Raw genomic sequence first — 23,747 nt, forward strand, 5'->3', positions numbered from 1 at the left:
ACTCCCCACTAAATATTTATCCACACCCCATACAATAAAATGCAACACAAGGCGTTACTTCTATATAAACTATTAATAATATGGTAATATCGCCTATGAAGTATTTTACACCCGAAGAGCTTAAACCCTCAGAAAAAACCCTTAACATGATCAGGCAGATAGCCCATTGTTATAAATCCATACAGGTAAATGGCCAACGTTACACCATTTGCCTAAACTAAACGCATGATGAAAAAGCCACTGATAGCCCCCTCCTTGCTCTCGGCCGACTTCTTAAACCTTAACGCCGAGGTGCAAATGATTAACGAAAGCGAAGCCGACTGGTTGCACATGGACGTGATGGACGGCACATTTGTACCCAACATATCGTTCGGTTTCCCTGTTCTAGATGCCGTTGGCAAGGCTTGTAAAAAGCCTATGGACGTGCATTTCATGATTGTGCACCCCGAAAACTACATCGAACAGACGGCAAAGGCTGGCGCAATGCTCATGTGCGTGCACCAAGAGGCATGCGTGCACCTGCACCGAACTGTTGCCAAAATACACGAAACGGGCATGAAAGCAGGCGTGGCACTCAACCCGTCTACACCCGTAAACGTGCTAGAAGACATCATCAACGACGTCGACCTGGTTTTACTGATGAGCGTAAACCCTGGTTTCGGCGGTCAGAAGTTCATCGAAAACACCCTTAACAAGGTAAAACGCCTACGCCAACTTATCGACAGCACAGGCAGCAAAGCCCTTATCGAGGTAGATGGCGGCGTGCAAGCGCAAACGGCTCCCTTGCTTATTGAGGCCGGTGCAGACGTGCTTGTGGCAGGCAACTACGTGTTTAAGTCGGCCAACCCCAAAGAAACCATTCACCAGCTGAAAAGCCTGTAAGCCTGTTTCGGGGCAACTTTTCCATCACCAAGCGGCGTTATCAGTGCGCACATGGCAAGCCCATAATGTGGTAGGCATGTGCCCATTATGCCCCATACAGGCACAACACAATATCAGAGGGATGCCCAAGCGGTGCATCCCTCTTTGCATTTTAAGCCCCACTCCACGGCATCGGCATAGTCAGCAAACACCTTTCTGCAACAAACAAATGGCTCTGCGCATAAGGCTTTTCCATGCAATTATCGTAACTTTGCACGCGTTATGCTCATCATCTTAACCATACTCGCATATTTTGGCTTGCTCCTTATATTTAGCAGGCTTACCTCTCGGCGTGCCGACAACGCCACTTTTTTTCGTGCCAACAAACGTTCGCCTTGGTATATGGTGGCCTTTGGCATGGTTGGCGCATCCATTTCGGGCGTTACTTTCGTTTCCGTTCCAGGCATGGTCAATGTCATTGGCATGACCTACATGCAAACTTGCTTAGGTTTCATCGTGGGATATTTTGCCGTAGCCTTCCTACTCCTCCCCGTTTACTACAAGTTAAACCTCACCACCATCTACACCTACTTAGACAAAAGGCTCGGTTTGTCGGCCTATCGCACGGGCGCGGGCTTTTTCATCCTGTCTAAAATTTCTGGTGCGGCCGTGCGTTTCTATGTAGTTTGCATGCTATTGCAACGCTTTGTGCTCGATGCCTTAGGCATTCCCTTTGCCTTAACCGTGCTTACGATGGTGGCCTTGATATGGCTTTACACGCGCAAAGGCGGCATCAACACCCTTGTTTGGACAGACACCTTCCAAACCTTTTGCATGTTTACTGCCCTCATCCTCATTATTTGGCAAGTTATTGGCGCACTAGGCATGTCGCCAACAGAGGCCATACAGGCCGTTGCTGCCGACGAAAGAAGTAGGATGTTCGTGCTAGACGATTGGGTTTCAAAACAAAACTTCTGGAAACAGTTTATCAGTGGTGCCTTCATCGTAGTGGTGATGACCGGACTCGACCAAGACATGATGCAGAAAAACCTAACATGCAAAACCCTCCGCGAGGCCCAAAAAGACATGTGCACCTATGGTTTCGCCTTCGTACCGGCCAATTTGCTGTTCCTTGCCCTTGGCGTATTGCTCTCCATGTTGGCCGTTCAGCGAGGTGTGCCGCTACCCGACATGGGCGACGAGCTGTTACCCCTCTTCGCTGCCAGCGGTTCGTTGGGCACACTGGTGGTTGTGTTATTCACCATCGGCATTGTGGCCGCATCTTTCAGCAGTGCCGACTCTGCACTCACCGCCCTAACCACCTCGTTTTGCATTGACATCTGCGGCAAACCCAACGACGAGCGTCTGCGCAAGCGCGCCCACCTAGGCATGGCGGCCGTATTTGCACTCTTCATCCTCTTTTTCCGCGCTGTAAACTCCACCTCGATGCTCGATGCCATATACATTCTCTGCTCGTACACCTACGGCCCATTGCTCGGACTGTTCGCCTACGCGCTATTCACTCGGCGCAACGTTGGCGGCAAGTGGGTGTTGCCCGTATGTTTGGCCGCTCCTCTACTCTGTTTCGTCGTCGAAACCCTCACGCAGCAGTTCTCCACCTACCGCTTTGGCTACGAACTTTTGATGCTCAACGGCGCACTAACTTTCATCGGTTTATGGCTCACAGGCAACAACGAGGTGCCAAACCGACAAAAAAACAGCATATTTTCAACACCCCTTTAAACCTTTAACGCCAATAGGCGTCAAAGCATTAAACGACAGAGGACGAAAATAGGCAAGCGCGCCCCCGCTTTCCACAATCGTGTGGGAACGAGGCCAACGCACTGCCCCACAGACAAGCCGGCTTGCGAAGAGGCTCGTGGCGCGTCGCGTCGCACCATTTGTTTAGGCAGGTCGCTGCGAATAGTTTCCGCATATCCTACCCTTACAAGGCCATTCCCTGCCGGAGTTTGCATCAACCGATGCAGACTAGTCTTCTAGCTTGTTGGCTTGTCTTTTCGTTTTATCAATGTCGGCGTTTCTATTAATTACCTTTGATGGCTTATCGAGTTTTAGCAGATCACGTTGCGCTTACCTTTAAAGAGGCAAGCGAAAAGCGCCCGTAAAAGCCATTAAACAGCGGCTGCACACAACGAACTTGTAGCTTGGTGCGGTTTTCAGGACACGACATAAATGCTTAAAACAACTCCCATCATGGAACAAACCGAACATTCGGCCGATGCCAATCAACAGCCTTTCAGCGTTCCAGAAGGTTATTTCGACAGCCTACCACCTGCTGTAATGCAAAAAATAGACGGCCAAAACGAGCAAGCTGCCCCCAAGCGGCGCACCCCTCGGCTGCTACGCCCCATTTACATTGCGGCGGCAAGCCTTTGTGCAGCCATATTTGGAGTTGCCGTATATTTGGGTTCAGCCCCCCAATCGCCGTCTGGCACCACGCCTGTACCCCCACATCCCACCATCGCCACCATCATAAACAGTGCCGATAAAGATGCTGTGGCCGACTATACGATGATGGATAACGAAGACATATACGTACATTATTCCGAAATATAAGCTGAAATGAAAAAATCTCTACTTACATTACTGTTTGCATTTGCAGCCATAAGCATGGTGGCGCATCCGCCACACAAGTTCGACCCTGAGCAGTTTCAAGCCGAACTAGAAAAATTCATCACCGCCGAAGTGTCGCTCTCGCAAGCCGAAAGCGCGGCTTTCTTCCCTGTTTATCGCGAGTTGCGTAAAAAACAGCGCAACATATTCAAACAAATTAAACACTATAAGCACGTTAACCCCACCGACAACAAGGCGGCTGCCGAGGCCATTAAACAGCAAGACAAGCTGGAATTGGAAATGAAAGAGTTGCTGAAAGACTACCACAACAAGTTTATGACCTTGTTGCCTGCCACTACGGTCTTTCAAATTCTTAAAGCCGAAGACAAGTTTCACAGGCAATTGTTTAAAGGCAAGAAATAGTACCTAACGGCCCCAAAGCCATAACTGATGGTGAACATCAACCAGAAACGCAAGCCATGCTCCGAGAAAGAGCGCGGCTTGCGTTTGTGTTTAGACTCGATTAGCGTTAGGTTGCATAAGTCCAGTCACTATCGTCAGGTTTAATTCAAGCAAACAAAGGCTTAAACTCCCAACCAACATGTCCTTCCAAAACCAACCACCTTCTACTATAACAAGCTCGCAAACGAGGCAGCTCATTAACTCAACAACTTAGAAACAGATGAACTTAATAACTCATGAACTCGCAAACTAAGCAACTCATAAACTCAACAACTTAGAAACTGACGAACTTAATAACTCATGAACTCGCAAACGAACCAACTCATAAACTCAACAACTTAAAAACTTAAAAGCTTTCGCCATACTTTACAAAACACACTTCGTTCACCACCTACTTCTAGGGAGAAAAAGGGTGAAAAAGCATGCAATTAACCACGTTTTTCAGCCTTGCACAATTTATTTTTAGTCCATTTTTGCGAACAACACCTGCATTTTGCACCATTTAGCCTTTCTAGTTTGGTTGAAGGCCCGTAATCTTTAATGCCCGATAACCTGCTTTTAGCCACTAAAAAACCACTTTTTAATGCCCATTTTGTCCTTTTAAGGCCTGTGGTTGATGGCTCAAGAGGGTTATATTTATACAATTGCAGTGGAATTTCTATACTTTTTGTCGCGCATTTAGCGGCATTTTACCCTGCGTTTTGCACCAAAACGCACTGCGTTTTGCACCAAAATGCCTTGCGTTTAGCACCAAAACGCAGTGCATTTAGCAGCATATTGCACTGCATTTAGCAGCAAATCGCCCAAAATATGGTGCAAATGGCTGTTCTTTTAAATAAAAATTCATTTTACCGCATTCACAAACTACCCCCATTTGCATCAAAAGCATCCTTCGCGAGAATTGATTTTTTGCGGTCGGGTTGGCGGTTGGCGGATAAAAAGGCAGTCATAATGTTAAAATTCTTACTAAAAAGCAGACAAAAACTGATGGGTTGACAAGGTGACATGGGGTAGATGGGCAGTTGACAAGGTGATGAAGTAACAAGCAGTCGGGCAAACAAAGTAATAGTCGCAGCCATATTTCACCATCATCAGTTGACAAGTTGCCATACCAACAACGCTGTAAACAGCTATCTATCAATGGGCTTACACAATCCAATAAAACGGACTAATATTTACGAAGAAAAGAAGATAAAGTTATTCAAAACAAGAAACTAAAACCACAACAAAACACAACAAGTTTCCAAAACAAAAATATAAAACGCTGATAGTCAATCGTTTGACAAATATTAACGCGTTAAAAGTTATCCAAAACGAACAACCTATTGATATTTAAAGTATCTTTGCAGCAATAATTCAACAACAAAATAACGAACCTAATAATACACCCTCACGAGAATGATACAGACAGTTGTAAAGAGAGACGGACGCATTGTGGGCTTTAACGAGCAAAAGATAATGGCCGCCGTACGCAAAGCGATGCTCCACACCGACAAAGGCGAAGACGAAAGATTGGTTCAGCAGATTGCAGACCGCATCGGATTTGTGGGAAAACCGCAAATGACGGTGGAAGACATCCAAAACCAAGTGGAGATGGAACTGATGAAGAGTAGCCGCAAAGATGTGGCTAGGGCTTACATTTCCTATCGAAACCAACGCAGCGTGGCCAGAAAGGCCAAAACGCGCGACGTGTTTTTGGAGATTATCAACGTGAAAAATAACGACATTACGCGCGAAAACGCCAACATGAACGCTGATACGCCAGCCGGAATGATGATGAAGTTTTCGAGCGAAACCACTAAGCCATTCGTTGACGACTATCTGCTGAGCGAAGAAAGCAGGGAGGCCGTAAGTCAAAACAGATTGCACATACACGACAAGGACTATTACCCAACCAAGTCGCTTACCTGCTGTCAGCACCCGCTGGACCACATTTTGGAACGTGGTTTCTCGGCCGGACACGGCTCGTCGCGTGCTGCCAAGCGTATCGAAACGGCCAGTGTGTTGGCTTGCATCTCGCTGGAAACAGCGCAAAACGAGATGCACGGCGGACAGGCTATCCCCGCTTTCGACTTTTATCTCGCCCCCTACGTTCGTGCCAGTTTCGTAGAAGAGGTCAAGGCCTTGGAGGAGCTTACGGGCGAAAACTATGCGCATATATATAATAAGGAGATTAACGACTATCTGAAAAAGCCGCTCGACGGGCTTGAAGGCGAAGCGCGCATCGTGCAACATGCCGTCAATAAGACCGTGGCCCGCGTGCACCAAGCTATGGAGGCCTTCATTCACAACATGAATACCATCCACTCGCGCGGTGGAAACCAAGTGGTATTCTCGTCGATTAACTATGGTACCGACACTTCGGCAGAGGGCCGTTGCGTTATCCGCGAATTGCTGAACAGCACCTACGACGGCGTTGGAAACGGCGAAACAGCCATCTTCCCCATACAGATATGGAAGAAAAAACGCGGCGTAAACTATCTGCCTTCCGACCCCAACTACGATCTTTATTGTCTGGCATGCAAGGTTACGGCACGACGCTTCTTCCCTAACTTCCTCAACTTAGACGCCACCTTCAACCAAAGCGAGTCATGGAAGGCCGACGACCCTAAGCGTTACATGCACGAAGTGGCTACGATGGGCTGCCGAACACGCGTTTTTGAGAACAAGTACGGCATGAAGACCTCGGTGGGAAGAGGCAACCTGTCGTTCTCTACCATCAACATTGTGCGATTGGCCATCGAGTGTATGGACATTGCCGACAAGGATGCGCGCATAAACAGTTTCTTTGCCAAGCTAGACAACATGCTCGACGTGGCCGCAAGGCAGCTTAACGAACGCTACGACTTCCAAAAGACGGCTATGGCCAAGCAATTCCCCTTGCTGATGCGTAGCCTTTGGACAGGCGCAGAAAATCTTTCGCCCAACGACACCATAGAAAAGGTTATCAACCAAGGCACTTTAAGCATCGGCTTTATCGGTTTGGCAGAATGTCTTAAAGCCTTACTTGGCGTGCATCACGGCGAAAGTGACGAGGCACAGCAGCTGGGGTTGCGCATTGTAGACTACATGCGGTGTCGTTGCAACGAGTTTTCGGAGAAGTATCACCACAATTTCAGCTTGCTGGCAACGCCTGCCGAAGGTTTATCGGGCAAGTTTACCAAGGTAGACCGCAAGAAGTTTGGCGTATTGGAAGGCATTACCGACCGCGACTATTACACCAACTCGAACCACGTGCCTGTATATTACAAGTGTAGCGCACGCCATAAGGCCGAGGTGGAGGCTCCTTATCACGAGATGACGAGGGCTGGACACATCTTCTATGTAGAGATGGATGGCGATGCCACACACAATCCGCAAGCTATCATGAACGTGGTAGACATGATGGATCACTACAACATGGGCTATGGCAGCGTAAACCATAACCGCAACCGTTGTTTGGACTGCGGATTTGAAAATGCTGAGGCCAACTTGGAGGTTTGCCCGCAATGCGGCAGCAAGCACTTAGACAGGTTGCAACGCATTACGGGTTATCTTGTTGGAACAACAGACAGGTGGAACAGCGGTAAGTTGGCCGAGTTGAAAGACAGGGTGTTACACGAAACGGAATGAGGCACGCAATAAAACGAGCGTGGCAGCAGTTTGCAAGGCAGAACATGCTTTGCAAACAAACATCGAAGTGGCGCTTGATAGGGCGCATCGCTTTCGAAATAGGGTACACATAAGCACAACACGATGATGGCTAACAACAAATATACATTGCGCGTGCTGTCTATTATTGAAGACACCACCGTAGACGGCCCCGGATTTAGAACCTGCATATATTGTGCAGGGTGCACTCACGCGTGCGAAGGCTGCCATAACCCACAATCGTGGAACAGGGATGGCGGCGAAGAAATGAACATCGGGCGCATCATGCAGGTGATTAAGGCCGACCCGTTTGCCAATGTTACGTTCAGCGGCGGCGACCCAATGCTGCAAGCAGAGGCGTTTACGGCATTGGCCAAAGAGATAAAACGACAGACGAAGAAAGACATTTGGTGCTACACGGGCTTTACTTTCGAGGCCTTACTTAAAGACAAAGGCAGGCGTGCTTTGCTCGAACAGCTTGATGTTCTTGTAGACGGGCCATTTGTTCGCTCACTCCGCGATGTGGGATTGCGCTTTCGTGGCAGCTCCAACCAGCGGCTTATTGACGTGCAAACATCTCTGGCACGGGGCAAAGTGGCTCTTTGGCAAGGGTAACAGAAGGGGAAAAACGTTGTGCTAAACGCTAAATGATAAAGGTTCCGTTTCGAACAATTCGAAACGGAACCTTTATTATGTTGGGGAAAACGCCATCGCATTGAGAAAAGCACCCCTATCAACAAGGGGCTTTCAAGGCCCCTCGAACGATGTTGGGGCACATGTTGTTTGCCGCCTAGCGCTTTTATGTCATGGGCGTTGGCACACGTGCCTGCTGCAAAAGGCAGCCACAGATGCGTTTGCCACAGCTTGTTTTTTAATCTAATTGCAGTGCAACACCATTGGCGGCGGCCATTCGGCGCATGTTCATCACCGCATAGCGCATGCGGCCCAAGGCCGTATTGATGCTCACATTGGTGAGTTCGGCTATCTCTTTGAACGACAAGTTTTGGTAGAAACGCATAAACACAACCTCTCGCTGGGTAATTGGCAAGAGATTCATCATGCGTTGCACATCGCGCAGCACCTGTTCCTTAACAAAGTGGTTCTCAATATTCGCGTCGAGAACGCTAGTCGAATCGCCATAGAGGTCGTTTTCATTGTAAACCTCCATCGTTTTCTCGTTCTTCTGGCGCCTGTACCAGTCCATCACCGCATTATGCGCAATGCGCAGCATCCAGGAAACGAACTTTCCGCTAGAACTGTACTTGCCTTCGTGAAGTTTGGAGATGATTTTAACGAACGTTTCTTGGAACAAATCCTCCGCCATACTCCTGTCGTGTACAATGAACAAGATATAAGAAAACAGCCTCGATTGGTTGCGTTCAAGCAACAAGTCGAAAGCTTTGTTGTTCCCATTGACGTAAGACATGGCCAATTCTTCGTCGGTCATTTCGCTAATCTTAATCATTTTCTAATGGTTTTGATATGGAGTACACTTCTGTCGATAGGCTCTACTTTTTAGTTATTGTATTTCTAGCGTTAAAAATCCTTTGCAAAGTTATGTATTTTTGCGGTCTTTACCAAATGTTTTAACGTAAATCGCCCTATTCAAGCGAAGAAAGGTGAACCAAACAGCGCTTTACTGAAAAACAGAACAACCGTTGGCACGCAAGCATTTGAGCAACAGCACAGGAAAGTCTTGCTGTAATAATTTTGAAAGCTTGGCTATTTTAGATACGACACGAGCTGCCGGTTTAAAGGTGTCTGCTACCATTGTAACCTCTGTATGGGTTTCGGGTCTTGTTGGGCTTTCGTGAGTCACAACGAGAGGATAACCATGAGAAATCTAACACGATAGCACTAAACCCCTTGCAATAGGCTTTTCAAAGGGTTGCCAACGGATGTTTTAAGGATATAAGTAGGATATGTTTGCTATGCTTTTTGGAGAAAGCAGTGGCTTACTTGTGTTTGTTTGCAAGCTTGTTCTTTGATTTCCACATAAAATATAAGCCTATTGCAACGAGTGGTAAGGATAGGATTTGGCCCATGTCGAGCACTAAATGATGCTCGAAATCTACCTGTACCTCTTTGATAAACTCAACAAAGAAACGGAAAGTAAATACAAGTGTTAGGCAGTAGCCAAAGAAAAAGCCAGAGCCGATGGTTGTTTTTTCTTTGCGTTTTTTGTAGAGCAACACGCCTAAACAAAAAACAATGGCATAGAAAATGGCCTCGTATAGTTGTGCAGGATGGCGTGGAAGTGGGTCTACACGAGTGAAAACAAAAGCCCAAGGCACGTCTGTTGTTTTGCCGATAATCTCCGAATTCATTAGGTTTCCAAGCCTAATGGCCATTGCTGTGAATGGGGCGGCAAAGCCTATGCAGTCTAACACAAACAGGTATTCCATCTTCATTTGCCGGCAATACAGGTATAATGCGATGAGAAGTCCTATAACACCTCCATGAGAGGCTAGTCCTGCGTAGCCCGTGTACCGCCATCCGCCCTCGGAAAGAAACCGAATGGGGAGGAGCATCTCAACGAAATGCTTGAAACTTCCGAAGAAATAGGCAGGTTCGTAAAACAGGCAATGTCCCAAACGTGCCCCCAATAGCACCCCGAAGAAAACGTAAACAAAGAGTGATGCAAACTTGCAGTCGGCTATTTTGTATTCTTTGAAGAGTCGCGCCACGATATAAGTGGCACCGATAAGGCCGATACCCCAAAGCATACCATACCATCGTATGGCAAAAAAGCCTAGGTTGATAATATCCGTAGGCGGATTCCAGTGGATGTAGTTCATGTCTTTGAATTTTGAGGTTGTGGGGTTCTATGGACGTTAGCTTAGAAATTATGAGCTTTTGGTATTTTAAGATTGCCGTTTCTTGGTCTTTATACTCTTCTTGCGTTCATTGTTTCGAGGGATTATTAGTTTGTTGGTTGCGTACAAGTTCAAAAACTTATAAGCTTAGAAACGTAAAAACTAAATCTTTGCACTTATTGTTTTGAGGGTTTGTTGGTTTGTTCATTGTCTACAAACTCAAACAGATTATGAACTCGCAAGCTCAAAACCTCACAAGCTTAAAACCTCATAAACTTATAACCTCACAAACTTAAAAACTCATAACCTCTAAAAGTACGAACGCCCCCACGTCGTTTACAACTGCATGAGGGCGTGTTTTGCTATTTCATGTAGCGCGTTCGTTAGAACGGCAGGTCGTCTGAACTGTCTTCTGCGGGTGCGTCTTGCGCTGGTGGGAAACCAGCAGGCGCAGCACTTGCAGCCTGTTGTGGCGGGAAACCTGCTGGTGCAGCTTGCGTAGCTTGTGGCGCGGCGGCAGGCACACCGAATTGTGCAGGGTCTACCAAACGAACGTCGTAGGCACGGATGCTGTTAAACCAGCGTCCTTGATATTCGTGAGCGTCGATGTCGAAAGACACCATCACCTCTTGTCCCACTTGCACGTTGAAACGCGCAATTCTATCGGCACCAAACACCGAGAAAACCATCTTGTGGGGATAAGCCTCGTGTGTTTCAATGACGTATTCTTGCACCTTCCATTCTCCTTTGGCAGAAACTCCCGTTTTTTCGGGGAGTACAGCAATGACTTTACCTTGTATGTCCATTGTATATGTCCTTATATGTTTAATGTGTAATATGAGTTGCTTTCACACGAAACGGGGACCGATGGCCCGTTTTTGTAGTGCGAAGATAGTAATTTAGTTCTGAAAACTAAACTTTTCAATCTTTTTTTTTGCTAATAAGCGCGATTTTAGTATTTTTGTACTTATAAACTTCATGTTGTGCAGGGCAATTTAACATTGTCTTGTGCGGTGGAGTGTAACCGTGCCATAATTAAAATAACGATAAATACTGATGAAATTTTCAATCTCAAGTTCGGCATTAAGTAGCAAATTGCAAAACTTGGCCAAGACGCTAAGCGCGAAACCGTCCATACCTATTCTCAATAACTTTCTTTTTGAGGTGGTTGACGGCGTGCTGACACTTACCACTAGCGACAGCGAAACAACGATGAAGGCCGCGTTGAAACTAGACGAAAGCGACAGCAACGGCCGCTTTACCGTGCCTAGTCGTACCATTCTAGACGCAACTCGCGAACTGCCCGACCAGCCTTTGCACTTCGACATCAACTTGGAGACTATGGCTGTGCAGATAACTTACCAGAACGGCGTGTACAACTTCACGGCTCAGACGGCCGAAGAATATCCTCGCAACAAGGAGTTGGCTGCCGATGCGGCAAGCATACAGATGGAGTCGGCTGTGCTGCTCAATAGCATTGTGCGTTCGATTTTCGCCACGGGGCAAGACGAATTGCGCCCCATCATGAACGGAATTTACTTCGATTTGAAGGAAGATGGGCTGGCCATCGTTGCAACCGACGGGCATAAGCTGGTGAAAAACAAGAACAACGCCATCCGTTCAGACGTGAAACGCTCTTTTGTGTTGGCCAAAAAACCTGCATCGCTGCTGCGAAACATCCTCACGAAAGATGCCACTATGGTGGAAATTAAGTTCGACGACCGCAATGCAGAAGTGCATTTCCCCAACGGAATGCTGTCGTGTAGACTGGTAGAGGGCAACTATCCCAACTACGAATCGGTTATACCGAAAGACAATCCCAACCAAATAACCCTCGACCGCAAGGGGTTGGTGAGCGTGTTACGCCGCGTTTTGCCTTTCGCCAGCGAGAGCAGCCAGCTCATTCGCCTGCACATAGAACAGGGATTGATTGAACTTTCGTCTGAAGACATCGACTTCGCCACCAGTGCCAAAGAAAGTATGGTGTGCGATTACGTGGGCATTCCCATGAACATAGGCTTTAAAGGCAGTGTGTTGGGCGACGTGCTTAACAACCTAGACAGCGACGACGTGGTGGTACAACTTGCCGATCCCAGCAAGGCCGCATTGGTATTGCCTGCTGTTCAGCCAGAGAACGAAGAGGTGCTGATGCTCATCATGCCTATGATGCTCAACGACAACTGATGCCAATAGCGCGTAACCATGTGGTGGGCAGGGGGCGTGCAACTTGCTTTTGCTGCCCTGCCGCGCCGCCATTGACAAACTAACTCCGTAACAGTGTAAATGAAACTGAACCTAACCCGTCCGCTTGTTGTCTTCGACTTGGAAACAACAGGGCTGGACTTGGTCAACGACCGCATCATACAAATATCGTATATCAAGATTTATCCCGACGGAAAGGAAGAGCGAGAGAACCTCTTGGTTTATCCCCAAAGGCCTATTCCCGACGAGGTGAGCGAGTTAACGGGCATCACAACCGACTTGGTGGAGGATGCTCCCACATTCGAAGAGCTTGCACCTCGCCTTAACGAGGTGTTCAAAGGCTGCGACTTCGCAGGCTTTAACTCCAACCATTTCGACATTCCCATGCTTGCCGAGGAGTTTTTGCGTGCCGAAATAGACTTCGATTTCTCTTCTGCACGGCTCATCGACGCGCAGACCATCTTCCACAAGATGGAGAAACGCAACCTTGCTGCTGCCTACAAGTTTTATTGTGGTAGAAAGATGGAAGACGATTTTGAGGCTCATCGCGCCGACCAAGACGCAGAAGCCACTTATCGTGTGCTGTTGGGCGAACTAGAAAGGTACTCGGAGGCCAACCAAGAAGAGCCCGAACGTGTTTTGCCTAACGACATGGACTACCTTGCCGAGTTTTCAAAGAACAACGATAACGTTGACTTCGCCGGCCGAATAGTGTGGCGACCTGTGCTCGATGGCAAGGGAAACGAGGTGCTGGACAGCAAGGGACAGGTGATAAAGAAAGAATACTTTAACTTCGGTAAGTACAAGGGTAGTGCCGTTGACGAGGTGTTGCAGCGCGATCCCGGCTATTATAACTGGATGTTACAGGCCGATTTCACCAACAACACCAAGCAAGTTCTTACGCGTATTAGGTTAAAGGGCTTTGGCGGACGTTGATGTCGGCTTGCCTTTTTTAAGTCTCTGCGACACATGTTGAAAGGAAAGAAAATCGTATTAGGCATAACGGGTAGCATAGCCGCCTATAAAGCCTGCCTTATTCTGCGCCTGTTGGTGAGGCAAGGAGCCGAAGTGCAGGTGGTGATAACCGAGGCTGGCAAGCAGTTTATCACGCCCGTTACGCTCTCTGCACTGAGTGGGAAACCCGTAGTGAGCGAGTTTTTCGCAGCGACCGACGGCACATGGCACTCGCATGTCGACCTAGGTATCTGGGCCGATGCCATGCTTATTGCGCCATGCACGGCCTGTTCGTTGGGCAAGATGGCTCACGGCATTGCTGATAACATGCTTATCACAACCTATCTCTCGATGAAAGCGCCTGTGTTTGTTGCGCCTGCGATGGATTTGGACATGTATGCTCACCCCTCAACGCAGGCCAATATAGACCGGCTTAGGCAGGTGGGCAACATCATTATCGAGCCGCAAGCTGGCTTTTTGGCCAGTGGGTTGGAAGGAAAAGGACGTATGGAAGAGCCCGAAAGCATCGTGGCCACGCTTGAAAAGTATTTTGAAGGCGAGGATAACGGCCGTACTTGTGTAGTCCAAAGGCAGCTGGCTGGCAAGAAAGTGCTGATTACGGCCGGTCCAACTTACGAGAAGATAGACCCCGTTCGCTTTATCGGCAACTACTCTTCGGGAAAGATGGGTTTTGCCTTAGCCGAAGAATGTAGCCGAAGAGGTGCCGATGTGGTACTTGTTGCTGGGCCTGTAAGCTTGCAATCTTCTGCTACCATTAGGCGCATCGACGTGGAAAGTGCCGACGAGATGCACGCCGCTTGTGTAGCCGAGTTTGCCCATGCCGATGCCGCAATATTGTGTGCTGCCGTGGCCGACTTTAAACCTGCTGCCGTTGCTGCACAAAAGATAAAGCGCGAAGGCGATGGACTTACCTTAAAACTTGCCGCTACGCACGACATAGCCGCGGCATTGGGTAGGGTGAAAAAAGGAAATCAGGTGCTGGTTGGCTTTGCCTTGGAAACCAATAACGAGGAAACGAATGCGCAAAAGAAACTCGAAAGCAAGAACTTAGACTTCATTGTGCTGAACTCTTTGCGCAACGAGGGCACTTGTTTTGGAACAGACAACAATATGGTAAGCATCATTTCGGCTACCGAGAAAAGGCAGTTCGGCTTTAAATCGAAGTCAGAAGTGGCCAAAGATATTGTTGAGTATTTGTGCGAAAGGATGAAATGTTGAGAGTAAAGCCTCACCCCCAACCCCTCTCTAAGGGGAGAGGTATGCCTAGTGTCTTTGCCATTCTGTCACTAGCTTTCGGACCAGTCAGACTGGTCAGACTGGTCTGACAAGTCTGACCTGTCCTATTACCCTAACGCCACCTATACATTTGGCTTAACTCCATAACTCCTTAACTCCTTAACTCCTCCTATATATAATAAGGTGTATCTGCAAATGAAGATAAAAATTGCGTTTTTGTTGGGCTTACTGATGGTTTGCCGTGGCGCGTTCGCACAAGAGTTGCGAGCGAAAGTCACCGTGAACGCCAGTCAGGTGCAAACCACCGAGACGGCTGTGTTCGACAACTTGCAACAAGCCATCGAACAATTTGTGAACAACCGACAATGGACCCACTTGCAGTTTAGGGATAACGAACGTATTGTCTGCAACTTCAACATCACCATACAGCAATACGACCGCGAGGCCAATCGTTTCTCGTGTAAGGCTTTGATACAGGCCAACCGCCCCGTGTTCAATGCCTCTTATTCTTCGGTTCTTTACAACAATACCGACAACGACTTCAATTTCGACTACTCGCAGTTCGACCAATTGGAGTTAAACGAAGACAACCTTTCCAACCAACTTACCGCTCTGTTGGCCTATTATGCCTATCTCATCATCGGGTTAGACCTTGATAGCTTTGCGCCTATGGGCGGCGAAGACGTACTTCAACGTTGCATGACCCTTGTGAATAATGCTCAAACCCTTCCGTTTGCTGGTTGGAAGTCGTTCGACAACGACCGAAATCGTTTCGCCATCATCAACGATTATCTCGATGGAGCCATGCAACCCTTCCGCCAATTGCAGTACGATTATTACCGAAAGGGGCTAGACGAGATGGTGAACAACGCCGAACGAGGCAGGGTAAACATCACCACAGCACTGGAAGAGGGGCTGAAACGTAGCAAGGAAAACAAGCCATTGAGCATGTTGCCGCAGATATGGACCGACTATAAGCGAGACGAACTGGTGCAGGTTTACCAAGGAAAAGGCACACAAAAAGAGAAACAAGCCGTGTACGACCTGCTGTTTAAAATCAATGCAAGCCAAAACAACGCTTGGGAAAAAATAAAAGAATGACATGCTAACACAACTATATATTAAGAATTTCGCACTTATCGACGAGCTGGACATGGACTTTCGTTCGGGATTTTCGGTGATAACGGGCGAAACGGGAGCAGGAAAGAGCATCATACTTGGTGCACTTGGACTGGTTATGGGGCAGCGAGCCGACGTGAAAAGCATTAAGCACGGAGCCGAGAAGTGCACCGTTGAGGCGCATTTCAACATCGCCCACTATGGGTTAGAGTCTTTTTTTGAGCAGAACGACCTAGACTATGACGCCAACGACTGCATCATTCGCCGCGAGATAAACGTTTCGGGTAAGAGTCGCGCCTTCATTAACGATGCTCCTGCGCCACTAGCGTTGGTCAAAGAGTTGGGCGAACGCCTCATCGACATTCACAGTCAGCACCAAAATCTGTTGCTCAATAAGGAAGATTTTCAGCTCAACGTTATCGACCTCATCGCCCAAAACTCCGCCCAACTGGCCGAGTACGCCGAGGCTTACGATAAGTATAAGGCGGCCGAGAAAGAACTACGACAGCTGGAAGAACTTATCAGTGGCAACAAAGAGCGCGAAGACTACCTGCGTTTTCAACACGCCGAGTTGGAAGAGGCCAAGCTAGAAGACGGTCAGCAGGAAAGTTTGGAGCAAGAGTCGGAAATAATGTCGCATGCTGAAGACATTAAGGCGGCACTTTATCAAGCTGTCGAAGGTATTAATGGCGAAAGCGATAGCATACTTGGAAACTTGCATACCTATGTTGGCAAACTGCACGACATTGAAGACATATATCCCAATGTAAGAGAATTGGCCGAACGATTAGATAACTGTTATATCGAGTTGAAAGACATTGCCCAAGATTTGGGTTCGCAGGTAGAGGACGTAGACTTCGACCCGCAACGCCTTGACGAGATAATACAACGGCTGAACATCATCTATTCGCTTGAAAAGAAATACCGACTAGATAGCGTGGCCGAACTTATCGCCATGCATAACGACATAAAGCAACAGCTGCAACACATCGACAACGGCGACGCCGACTTGGAAGAAATGCGCAAGAAGAAGGAGCAGATGTTGGCCATTTGCACCGAGAAAGCTGCGAAACTGACCGCCATTCGTCAAGAAAAGGCGCAGCAGATTGAGCAGCAATTGCAGTCTATGCTGATGGAATTGGGCATCCCCAAGGTGCAGTTCAAAATAGCGTTGAGTGCCAAAGATCTGTCGCCCAACGGCTGCGACAAGGTTTCTTTCTTGTTTAGTGCCAACACCAACACGGCTTTACAGCCCGTAAGTCAGGTGGCATCGGGTGGAGAAGTGGCCCGTGTGATGCTCTCGTTGAAGGCGATGATAAGCAATGCGGTTAAGTTGCCCACCATTATCTTCGACGAAATAGACACAGGCGTTAGTGGAAGAGTGGCCGAAAAGATGGCCAATATCATGGCCGACATGGGCAAGACAGATAGGCAGGTGATTGCCATTACCCACTTACCGCAGATTGCCGCGCTGGGTACAACCCATTATATGGTGTCGAAAGAAGAGACCGACCAAGGCACGGTGAGCCACATGAGCCTGCTCAACCCAAGCGAACGCGTTGGCGAAATAGCCAAGATGTTGAGCGGTAGCGACGTATCGTCCGCGGCCATAGACAACGCCAAGACACTGCTTGGCATACAATAAAAATACAGAAACAGTAATATATGAAATCAGTTTTCTTATCCTTGCTTTTCACATGCTTTGCCCTCGGTGCACAAGCACAGTCGGCTAATGTGCAGAAAGTTTTGAAATCGGTGTTCAGTCTCACCACATTTAAGAAAGACGGAAGTCTCCTTGCCTCAGGTAGGGGTGTGTTTGTGGGGACTAATGGCGAGGCCGTGAGCACATGGGCACCCTTTGTTGGGGCCGACAGTGCCATTGTGATAGATGCCAATGGCAATAAGCACACCGTAGATGTAATATATGGTGCAAGCGAGGTTTACGACCTTTGTAAGTTTAAGGTTAACGCCATTACCACGCCCGCACCAGCCGCTAAAACCCAAATGGCTGTGGGGGCGCGTGCTTGGCTTGTGCAGTATTCCACAGGAAGAGCGCAAACAAGCGCATTGAAAGTGAAGAAGGCCGAGCCGTTTATGACCGATTGTTACTTCTATCAGTATGACGGACAACCCGAAAATATACACGTAGGCTGTCCTGTAACCAACGAAAAAGGCGAGGTTATGGGCTTGTTGCAGCACTCAAAGCTCAGCGGCGACTACAATTCCGTTGATGTTCGCTTTGCCGAAACCTTTAAAACCACGGGCTTGTCGGTAAACGAACCTATCTTAAAGCAAACCACCATACGTATGGCCTTGCCCGATAAGCAAGACCAAGCCTTACTTATGCTGATGCTCGAGGCAGGGCAGACGTCGCCTTCGCGCTATCTACGCTATGTAGAAGACTTTATTCATAAGTTCCCTAAGTCGGTTGAAGGCTATGTCTCGAAGGCCGAGTTTTACCTCGCCCAAAACGACTTTGGTAAGGCCAACTCCACCATGCAGACGGCTTTAAGCATGGCCGACAAGAAAGACGAGGCACATTATAACCTGGCCAAACTTATCTATCAGAAGGAGATTAAGCAGGCCAACATGCCTTATCCGCAATGGAACTTAGACCTTGCATTGGCCGAAACGAACAAGGCCTACGCCCTTAATCCATTGCCTTTGTACAAACATTTGGAGGCACAAATCGTCTATTTCAAGGGCGAATACGCCAAGGCTTACGAGCAGTTTATGGCTTTGACGAAGACCAACCTTCGCAATGGCGAACTGTTTTACGAGGCAGCGCAGTGCAAACAACAGCTAAAAGCACCCTTCGCGGAGATTTTAACCTTGCTCGACAGTGCCGTAACAGCGCAAGATGCCAACCTTTCTGCACCTTACGTGTTGGCTCGCGGCACGGCTTTGCATGGCGCACAGCAATACAAGAAGGCAATGGCCGACTATAATCGCTATGATAGCTTGATGTTGGGGCGTGCCTCGCACGACTTCTATTATACGCGTGCACTGTGCGAAGTGCAGTTGCGCCAGTTCCAACAGGCGCTCAACGACTTTGCCCACGCCATTGTGCTTAATCGCGCAGAGCCCACCTACTATGCCGAGTTAGCCCAATTGCAGTTGCGCGTTAACCAAAAAGAAGACGCCGTTGTTACGGCCGACTTGGGCTTGCGCATTGCTCCCAATTATCCCGACCTTTACCTCATTAAGGGCTTGGCCTTGGTAAACGACAACAAAAAAAACGAAGGTCTGGCTGCATTGAACAAGGCAAAGGAGCTGGGCGACACACGGGCCGACGACCTGATAAAGAAGTATAAGTAGAAACGAACGTGGCTTGGGGCGGGTAAAATCCCAACAGGCAGTAGCCTAATGGGTTTTCTTGCCAATGTGCATCCGCACGAAGAACGCCTTGCCTTACGCCCTTTCGCACCCAACGAACAACCCTTGGGCTGCATCAGTTGCAGTCATTCATCGCATAATGGAACAACAATATCCCTCAGCCCTCTTAGAAAAAGCGGTGGCCGAATTTAGTAGGCTACCAGGTATTGGCCGCAAAACAGCCCTTCGGTTGGTGCTGCATCTGCTGAAAACACGCGTTGAGGACGTGGAGAATTTTTCCTCATCCATCCTCAAAGTGCGTAAAGACATTAAGTATTGTCAGCTTTGCCACAACATCAGCGACACCGAAACGTGTGCCATCTGCGCCAATCCGCGCCGCGATGCAGCCACCATTTGTGTGGTGGAAAACATCCAAGACGTGATGGCCATTGAGAATACGCAGCAATACAACGGCCTATATCATGTGCTGGGAGGTGTTATTTCGCCTATGGATGGCGTGGGACCGAACGACATTGAGATTAATTCCTTGGTTGAACGTGTGGCAAAAGGCGGGGTGAACGAAGTGATATTGGCACTGAGCAGCACGATGGAGGGTGACACCACCAACTATTATATCTCGCGAAAGATTGCCCCTTACAAGGTGAAGACGAGCGTTATTGCCCGTGGCATCTCAGTGGGCGACGAGATAGAATATACTGATGAGGTGACGCTTGGCCGCTCTATCATCAACAGAACATCAATAGGAGAAACATAAAAGCTTTAAGTTTCTGAGTTTGTAAGTTTCTGAGTTCGTGAGTTTGTAAGTTTGTATGCTCGTGAGCTTATGATTATTTAAGTTCATAAGTTTGTAAGTTTATGAGTCTTTAAGTTCATAAGTTTATGAGTTCCTCTTCCTCCGAACGCACCTCCCTTGTTGAAAGCTCGTAGCGTTTAGTTTGCGATGAAGGCGATAAAAACATTAACTTCCGCTCTTACAAACTCAATACTTCCCCAACTCACATCCTAGTAAGCTCATAACCCCATAAACTCAAAGGCCCATAAAACCCATAAGTTCAAAGACTCACGAGCTCAAAAACTCAAACAATATGAAACCCCAACAAACGCTCAATATCATTTTTTACACCAGCACCGGGTTGTCGTTGTTGGCAGCTTTGCTGTTCGAAACCGACATGTTGATAGGCGGATGGTGGGCCGACAATCGCTCGGCCGACTTCCTTTGCACTGCAATTCTCGAACTGCTTTCGCTTTGTGCCATCCCTGTGGCGTTTCGTTTGGTTCGTCCTGGGCATTCTAACACAGGCCGGATGAGTTACGATTGCCGTGCCATATTGCGCCTTGTGCTGTTGGGCTTGCCTTTGTTGCTCAACGCCTTTGCCTATTACGCTTTCATGGGTGTACCCTTTGGCTACATGGCCATTATCCTTTTTCTCTGCTTACTCTTCGTAGCGCCAACCCGTAATCGCTACGAACGCGAGAAAGCTAGTTTGCAAACCACCGACAACAGCTCCGAAAATGCCTAAACTTACGGTGGTTATTGTTAACTATAACGTGAAGTATTATGTGGAGCAATGCCTGCATTCACTTCGTAAAGCCTTGGCGGGTGTGGATGCCGAGGTGTATGTGGTTGACAATCATTCGCACGATGGGTCGGTGGAATACCTGCAAGAGCGGTTTCCCCGGCTAAACATCATTGCCTGCATGCACAACTATGGCTTTGCCTACGCCAACAATGTGGCCATTAAACAGAGCCAAAGCGAGCATGTGCTGCTGCTCAATCCCGACACGTTTGTGGCCGAAAACGCCATACAAACGATGCTGAACTTTATGGACGAACATCCACAAGCAGGCGGTATTGGCGTGCAAATGCTCGGTGCCGACGGACAAAAGGCGATGGAATCTCGCCGTGGTTTACCCTCGCCAATGGTGTCTTTCTATAAAATGAGCGGACTTTGCGCCCGTTTTCCGCAGAGCAAACGTTTTGGTAAGTATTACCTTTCGTATCTTCCGTGGGATGCTCCTGCCCGCATCGAGGTGATAAGTGGTGCGTGTATGATGGTAAGACGTGAGGCGTTTGATAAGGTTGGGCTGCTAGATGAAGACTATTTCATGTATGGCGAAGATATCGACTTGTCTTACCGCATACTCAAAGCAGGTTACGAAAACTGGTATTTGCCGTGCCAAATACTTCATTATAAAGGCGAAAGCACCCACAAGTCGTCTTTCCGTTACGTGCATGTGTTTTATCAAGCCATGCTTATCTTCTTTCGCAAACACTATCGGCACACGCGCTTTTGGGTGTCGTTGCCCATCAAGGCGGCCATCTATTTCAAGGCATTAACGGCCTTGTTGAGCATCCAGACGCGTGTTTTGCGCCGCGCATTGGCCTTACGTCCGAGGCGAAAGCAGCAGCCTGCATATCGTTTTTTCGGGTCGCAGACATCGTGTTTGGCTGTCGAGCAGATGGCCAAACGCAAGGGATTGAGCGTGGAATGCACCGTGGCCAACGAACAAACGCTGCCCTTGGGCCACGCCACAGCCGCAGAAACGCTTGCGCAACCCACCGTAATGGTTTACGATAGCAGTGTGTACCGCTATCAAACCATTCTCGAAATCATGTCGAAACATCCACAAAAAAACGTCACCCTTGGGCTTTTCAACCCCGAAACGCAATTGCTTATCACCACTAACGACATTATCAAATGAACAATCCCATAGTAAACTTGCGTGCGATGGAACCCGAAGACCTCGACACGCTTTATAAAATAGAGAACAATCAAGCGCTTTGGGCCGTTAGCGCAACAAACGTTCCGTATTCGCGCTTTGCCTTGCACGAATACGTAGAGACCAACACTAACGACATTTATGCCGACAAACAGGTGCGCATGATGATTGATAATGAGGCTGGCGAAACCGTGGGCATCATAGACTTGATGAACTTTTCGCCCCAACATAGTCGTGCCGAAGTGGGTATTGTTGTCATGAAACCTCATCGCCACAAAGGATATGCCACGGCTGCTTTGACAAAACTTGTGGCGTATGCTAGCCAAACGTTGCACCTTCACCAGCTGTTCTTGGTGGCCGATTGCGAGAACGAAAGCTGTTTGCGGCTGTTCGAGAAACTAGGTTTTGTGCAAACGGCTCTGCTTAAACAGTGGTTGCAGGTGAAGGAGGGGGTGTATAAGGATGCTTGTTTGATGCAGTTGTTCTTGTAGTAGTTGACGAGTTAACAAGTTGACGTGTTGACGAGTTGATAAGTTAACAAGTTAACGTGTTGACGAGTTGACAAGTTGACAAGTTAACAAGTTAACAAGTTGACAAGTTGGCGAGTTAACGAGTTGACAAGTTAATGGGTCTATCAGTTGACAAGTTTACGAGTTAACAAGTTAACAAGGGAGCAGGCGCACCACTTAGCCATGTTTAGCTTAACCCAAGGGCCGATAATTAATAAGCGAAAAGATTTGCTTTTGGAATGCGGGTTGTACACCGCCGTTTGTTGCCAATGTGTTAGTGAAAACTATTTGTACCGTGGCTACAAACACGCTTGTAGTGTGTGTACAAGCATCGAAGTCGCCTTGACTTTTAATATCCTACAAATTGAGAGGAGTGCAGGACAAGTCAACTCACGGGCTTATAAACTAACGAAAGTCCAACAACTCCCGAAGACATTAGCTCCCCAATTCACAAACACATCAGGTAAAAACTTAAATTGTTATCTTTTATTTTACAATATCGCTCTAAATTCCGCGCTGTTCTAGCGCAAATACAGGCCATAAAGTAGGTAAATTGTCCCTATTTCTAGTCTTTCACGCCTTTCAAAATGTTCGTTTTTAAGAAAAAGCCTGCATTTTGCACCATTTAGCCTTTCTAGTTTGGCTGAATGCTCGTAATTTCTCAAGCCCCGTTACTCGCGTTTAACCCCCCAAAACCTGCTTTTTAACAGCTATTTAGCCCTTTTCGGCCATATATCTAATGGTTCAGAAGGGTTTAGTTTATACTATTTCGGTGTATTTTTATGCTTTTCGTCTTGTATTTAGCCGCATTTTGCACGGCGTTTAGCACCATTTTACCCTGCGTTTAGCATCAAAACGCACTGCATTTTGCGGCAAAACGCACTGCATTTAGCACCAAAACGCACTGTGTTTTGCACCATTTTACCTAGCATTTAGCGGCAAATAGCCCAAAATCTGGTGCAGATGGTGGCGTTTTTAAATAAAAATTCATTTTGTTGTGTTTATAGGCTAACCCCTTTTTGCATCGAAACCAACCTCCGCGAGAATCGATTTTTTGCAGCAAGGTGGGCGATTGGTGTACAAAAAGGGCACTCATAATGTTAAATTTCATACCGAATAGTTTACATCAGTTGATGCGTCACCGCGTGGATAGGTTAACAAGTTGACGAGTTAACCAGTTGACAAGTTAACAAGTTGGCAAGTGGACGAATGGGCAAGTTAACGAGTGGATAGGTGAACGAGCTAATCGTTCTTTTCTCGTTCCTCTAAAAATGCGTTTTCTCGCCATGACAATCTTCGAGCATGC

At 47.8% G+C, this 23,747-nt stretch carries 20 protein-coding genes; 17 read left to right on the plus strand and 3 right to left on the minus strand.

What is annotated here, in order from left to right; genetic code table 11:
* The first annotated feature begins 80 nt into the window (after positions 1 to 80).
* The 7 genes from HMPREF0670_RS16240 to nrdG all read left to right on the plus strand — a co-directional run bounded on the left by HMPREF0670_RS16240 (position 81) and on the right by nrdG (position 8,142).
* Positions 81 to 221, plus strand: coding sequence for a hypothetical protein (locus tag HMPREF0670_RS16240; RefSeq protein ID WP_154650701.1), 141 nt, complete (start codon positions 81 to 83; stop codon positions 219 to 221).
* Between the two features lie 7 nt (positions 222 to 228).
* Entirely contained in the window at positions 229 to 882 is a 654-nt protein-coding gene (rpe, locus tag HMPREF0670_RS05455; protein WP_009230163.1) for a ribulose-phosphate 3-epimerase, read from the plus strand.
* A 261-nt stretch (positions 883 to 1,143) separates the two neighbouring features.
* Positions 1,144 to 2,604 carry a sodium:solute symporter gene (locus tag HMPREF0670_RS05460; protein WP_044077741.1) on the plus strand — a complete coding sequence of 487 codons (1,461 nt, stop codon included), beginning with the start codon at positions 1,144 to 1,146 and terminating at the stop codon, positions 2,602 to 2,604.
* 471 nt (positions 2,605 to 3,075) lie between these two features.
* A complete protein-coding gene (locus HMPREF0670_RS05465) occupies positions 3,076 to 3,438 on the plus strand; it encodes a hypothetical protein (RefSeq protein WP_044077742.1) in 363 nt (120 codons plus the stop codon).
* 6 nt (positions 3,439 to 3,444) lie between these two features.
* A complete protein-coding gene (locus HMPREF0670_RS05470) occupies positions 3,445 to 3,858 on the plus strand; it encodes a hypothetical protein (RefSeq protein WP_009230166.1) in 414 nt (137 codons plus the stop codon).
* Positions 3,859 to 5,295: 1,437 nt separating this feature from the next.
* Complete coding sequence (locus HMPREF0670_RS05475) at positions 5,296 to 7,509, plus strand: anaerobic ribonucleoside triphosphate reductase (protein ID WP_009230167.1); 2,214 nt, start codon at positions 5,296 to 5,298, stop codon at positions 7,507 to 7,509.
* A 126-nt stretch (positions 7,510 to 7,635) separates the two neighbouring features.
* Positions 7,636 to 8,142: an anaerobic ribonucleoside-triphosphate reductase activating protein gene (gene nrdG, locus HMPREF0670_RS05480; protein WP_009230168.1), complete on the plus strand. Its 507-nt coding sequence runs from the start codon at positions 7,636 to 7,638 to the stop codon at positions 8,140 to 8,142.
* A gap of 256 nt (positions 8,143 to 8,398) precedes the next feature.
* On the opposite strand, the gene HMPREF0670_RS05485 is transcribed toward nrdG, so the two are convergent.
* From HMPREF0670_RS05485 to HMPREF0670_RS05495, 3 genes are all read right to left on the minus strand, one after another.
* Complete coding sequence (locus tag HMPREF0670_RS05485; protein WP_009230169.1) at positions 8,399 to 8,992, minus strand: RNA polymerase sigma factor; 594 nt, start codon at positions 8,990 to 8,992, stop codon at positions 8,399 to 8,401.
* Between the two features lie 490 nt (positions 8,993 to 9,482).
* Positions 9,483 to 10,325 (minus strand): prolipoprotein diacylglyceryl transferase, encoded by an 843-nt coding sequence (lgt, locus tag HMPREF0670_RS05490; protein ID WP_009230170.1) that lies wholly within the window; start codon positions 10,323 to 10,325, stop codon positions 9,483 to 9,485.
* 401 nt (positions 10,326 to 10,726) lie between these two features.
* Entirely contained in the window at positions 10,727 to 11,149 is a 423-nt protein-coding gene (locus tag HMPREF0670_RS05495) for a DUF3127 domain-containing protein (protein ID WP_019186994.1), read from the minus strand.
* Between the two features lie 250 nt (positions 11,150 to 11,399).
* Between HMPREF0670_RS05495 and dnaN the strand changes: the two genes are divergently transcribed.
* The 10 genes from dnaN to HMPREF0670_RS05545 all read left to right on the plus strand — a co-directional run bounded on the left by dnaN (position 11,400) and on the right by HMPREF0670_RS05545 (position 22,423).
* Positions 11,400 to 12,527 carry a DNA polymerase III subunit beta gene (dnaN, locus tag HMPREF0670_RS05500; RefSeq protein ID WP_009230172.1) on the plus strand — a complete coding sequence of 376 codons (1,128 nt, stop codon included), beginning with the start codon at positions 11,400 to 11,402 and terminating at the stop codon, positions 12,525 to 12,527.
* Positions 12,528 to 12,626: 99 nt separating this feature from the next.
* Positions 12,627 to 13,481, plus strand: coding sequence for a 3'-5' exonuclease (locus HMPREF0670_RS05505; RefSeq protein ID WP_009230173.1), 855 nt, complete (start codon positions 12,627 to 12,629; stop codon positions 13,479 to 13,481).
* Positions 13,482 to 13,514: 33 nt separating this feature from the next.
* Positions 13,515 to 14,738 carry a bifunctional phosphopantothenoylcysteine decarboxylase/phosphopantothenate--cysteine ligase CoaBC gene (coaBC, locus tag HMPREF0670_RS05510; RefSeq protein ID WP_009230174.1) on the plus strand — a complete coding sequence of 408 codons (1,224 nt, stop codon included), beginning with the start codon at positions 13,515 to 13,517 and terminating at the stop codon, positions 14,736 to 14,738.
* A gap of 213 nt (positions 14,739 to 14,951) precedes the next feature.
* Complete coding sequence (locus HMPREF0670_RS05515; protein WP_009230175.1) at positions 14,952 to 15,857, plus strand: DUF4835 family protein; 906 nt, start codon at positions 14,952 to 14,954, stop codon at positions 15,855 to 15,857.
* A gap of 1 nt (position 15,858) precedes the next feature.
* Positions 15,859 to 17,520 (plus strand): DNA repair protein RecN, encoded by a 1,662-nt coding sequence (gene recN / locus HMPREF0670_RS05520; protein WP_009230176.1) that lies wholly within the window; start codon positions 15,859 to 15,861, stop codon positions 17,518 to 17,520.
* Between the two features lie 20 nt (positions 17,521 to 17,540).
* A complete protein-coding gene (locus tag HMPREF0670_RS05525; protein WP_009230177.1) occupies positions 17,541 to 19,193 on the plus strand; it encodes a trypsin-like peptidase domain-containing protein in 1,653 nt (550 codons plus the stop codon).
* A gap of 157 nt (positions 19,194 to 19,350) precedes the next feature.
* Complete coding sequence (gene recR, locus HMPREF0670_RS05530) at positions 19,351 to 19,965, plus strand: recombination mediator RecR (protein WP_009230178.1); 615 nt, start codon at positions 19,351 to 19,353, stop codon at positions 19,963 to 19,965.
* A gap of 331 nt (positions 19,966 to 20,296) precedes the next feature.
* Positions 20,297 to 20,731, plus strand: a complete 435-nt coding sequence (locus tag HMPREF0670_RS05535; protein ID WP_009230179.1) for a hypothetical protein — start codon at positions 20,297 to 20,299, stop codon at positions 20,729 to 20,731.
* Complete coding sequence (locus HMPREF0670_RS05540; RefSeq protein ID WP_009230180.1) at positions 20,724 to 21,914, plus strand: glycosyltransferase family 2 protein; 1,191 nt, start codon at positions 20,724 to 20,726, stop codon at positions 21,912 to 21,914. The genes HMPREF0670_RS05535 and HMPREF0670_RS05540 overlap by 8 nt, the downstream gene beginning before the upstream one ends.
* On the plus strand, positions 21,911 to 22,423 hold the full coding sequence (locus HMPREF0670_RS05545) for a GNAT family N-acetyltransferase (protein WP_009230181.1): 513 nt from the start codon (positions 21,911 to 21,913) through the stop codon (positions 22,421 to 22,423). The genes HMPREF0670_RS05540 and HMPREF0670_RS05545 overlap by 4 nt, the downstream gene beginning before the upstream one ends.
* Positions 22,424 to 23,747 lie beyond the last annotated feature (1,324 nt).

This window comes from Prevotella sp. oral taxon 317 str. F0108, from assembly GCF_000162415.1.
In the GTDB taxonomy this organism is placed as follows: Bacteria; Bacteroidota; Bacteroidia; order Bacteroidales; family Bacteroidaceae; genus Prevotella; species Prevotella conceptionensis.

Bases quoted from the DNA above. Each gene is read 5' to 3' on its own strand.
- HMPREF0670_RS16240 (WP_154650701.1), top strand. From the start codon at position 81: ATGGTAATATCGCCTATGAAGTATTTTACACCCGAAGAGCTTAAACCC.
- rpe (WP_009230163.1), top strand. From the start codon at position 229: ATGAAAAAGCCACTGATAGCCCCCTCCTTGCTCTCGGCCGACTTCTTA.
- HMPREF0670_RS05460 (WP_044077741.1), top strand. From the start codon at position 1,144: ATGCTCATCATCTTAACCATACTCGCATATTTTGGCTTGCTCCTTATA.
- HMPREF0670_RS05465 (WP_044077742.1), top strand. From the start codon at position 3,076: ATGGAACAAACCGAACATTCGGCCGATGCCAATCAACAGCCTTTCAGC.
- HMPREF0670_RS05470 (WP_009230166.1), top strand. From the start codon at position 3,445: ATGAAAAAATCTCTACTTACATTACTGTTTGCATTTGCAGCCATAAGC.
- HMPREF0670_RS05475 (WP_009230167.1), top strand. From the start codon at position 5,296: ATGATACAGACAGTTGTAAAGAGAGACGGACGCATTGTGGGCTTTAAC.
- nrdG (WP_009230168.1), top strand. From the start codon at position 7,636: ATGGCTAACAACAAATATACATTGCGCGTGCTGTCTATTATTGAAGAC.
- HMPREF0670_RS05485 (WP_009230169.1), bottom strand. From the start codon at position 8,992: ATGATTAAGATTAGCGAAATGACCGACGAAGAATTGGCCATGTCTTAC.
- lgt (WP_009230170.1), bottom strand. From the start codon at position 10,325: ATGAACTACATCCACTGGAATCCGCCTACGGATATTATCAACCTAGGC.
- HMPREF0670_RS05495 (WP_019186994.1), bottom strand. From the start codon at position 11,149: ATGGACATACAAGGTAAAGTCATTGCTGTACTCCCCGAAAAAACGGGA.
- dnaN (WP_009230172.1), top strand. From the start codon at position 11,400: ATGAAATTTTCAATCTCAAGTTCGGCATTAAGTAGCAAATTGCAAAAC.
- HMPREF0670_RS05505 (WP_009230173.1), top strand. From the start codon at position 12,627: ATGAAACTGAACCTAACCCGTCCGCTTGTTGTCTTCGACTTGGAAACA.
- coaBC (WP_009230174.1), top strand. From the start codon at position 13,515: ATGTTGAAAGGAAAGAAAATCGTATTAGGCATAACGGGTAGCATAGCC.
- HMPREF0670_RS05515 (WP_009230175.1), top strand. From the start codon at position 14,952: ATGAAGATAAAAATTGCGTTTTTGTTGGGCTTACTGATGGTTTGCCGT.
- recN (WP_009230176.1), top strand. From the start codon at position 15,859: ATGCTAACACAACTATATATTAAGAATTTCGCACTTATCGACGAGCTG.
- HMPREF0670_RS05525 (WP_009230177.1), top strand. From the start codon at position 17,541: ATGAAATCAGTTTTCTTATCCTTGCTTTTCACATGCTTTGCCCTCGGT.
- recR (WP_009230178.1), top strand. From the start codon at position 19,351: ATGGAACAACAATATCCCTCAGCCCTCTTAGAAAAAGCGGTGGCCGAA.
- HMPREF0670_RS05535 (WP_009230179.1), top strand. From the start codon at position 20,297: ATGAAACCCCAACAAACGCTCAATATCATTTTTTACACCAGCACCGGG.
- HMPREF0670_RS05540 (WP_009230180.1), top strand. From the start codon at position 20,724: ATGCCTAAACTTACGGTGGTTATTGTTAACTATAACGTGAAGTATTAT.
- HMPREF0670_RS05545 (WP_009230181.1), top strand. From the start codon at position 21,911: ATGAACAATCCCATAGTAAACTTGCGTGCGATGGAACCCGAAGACCTC.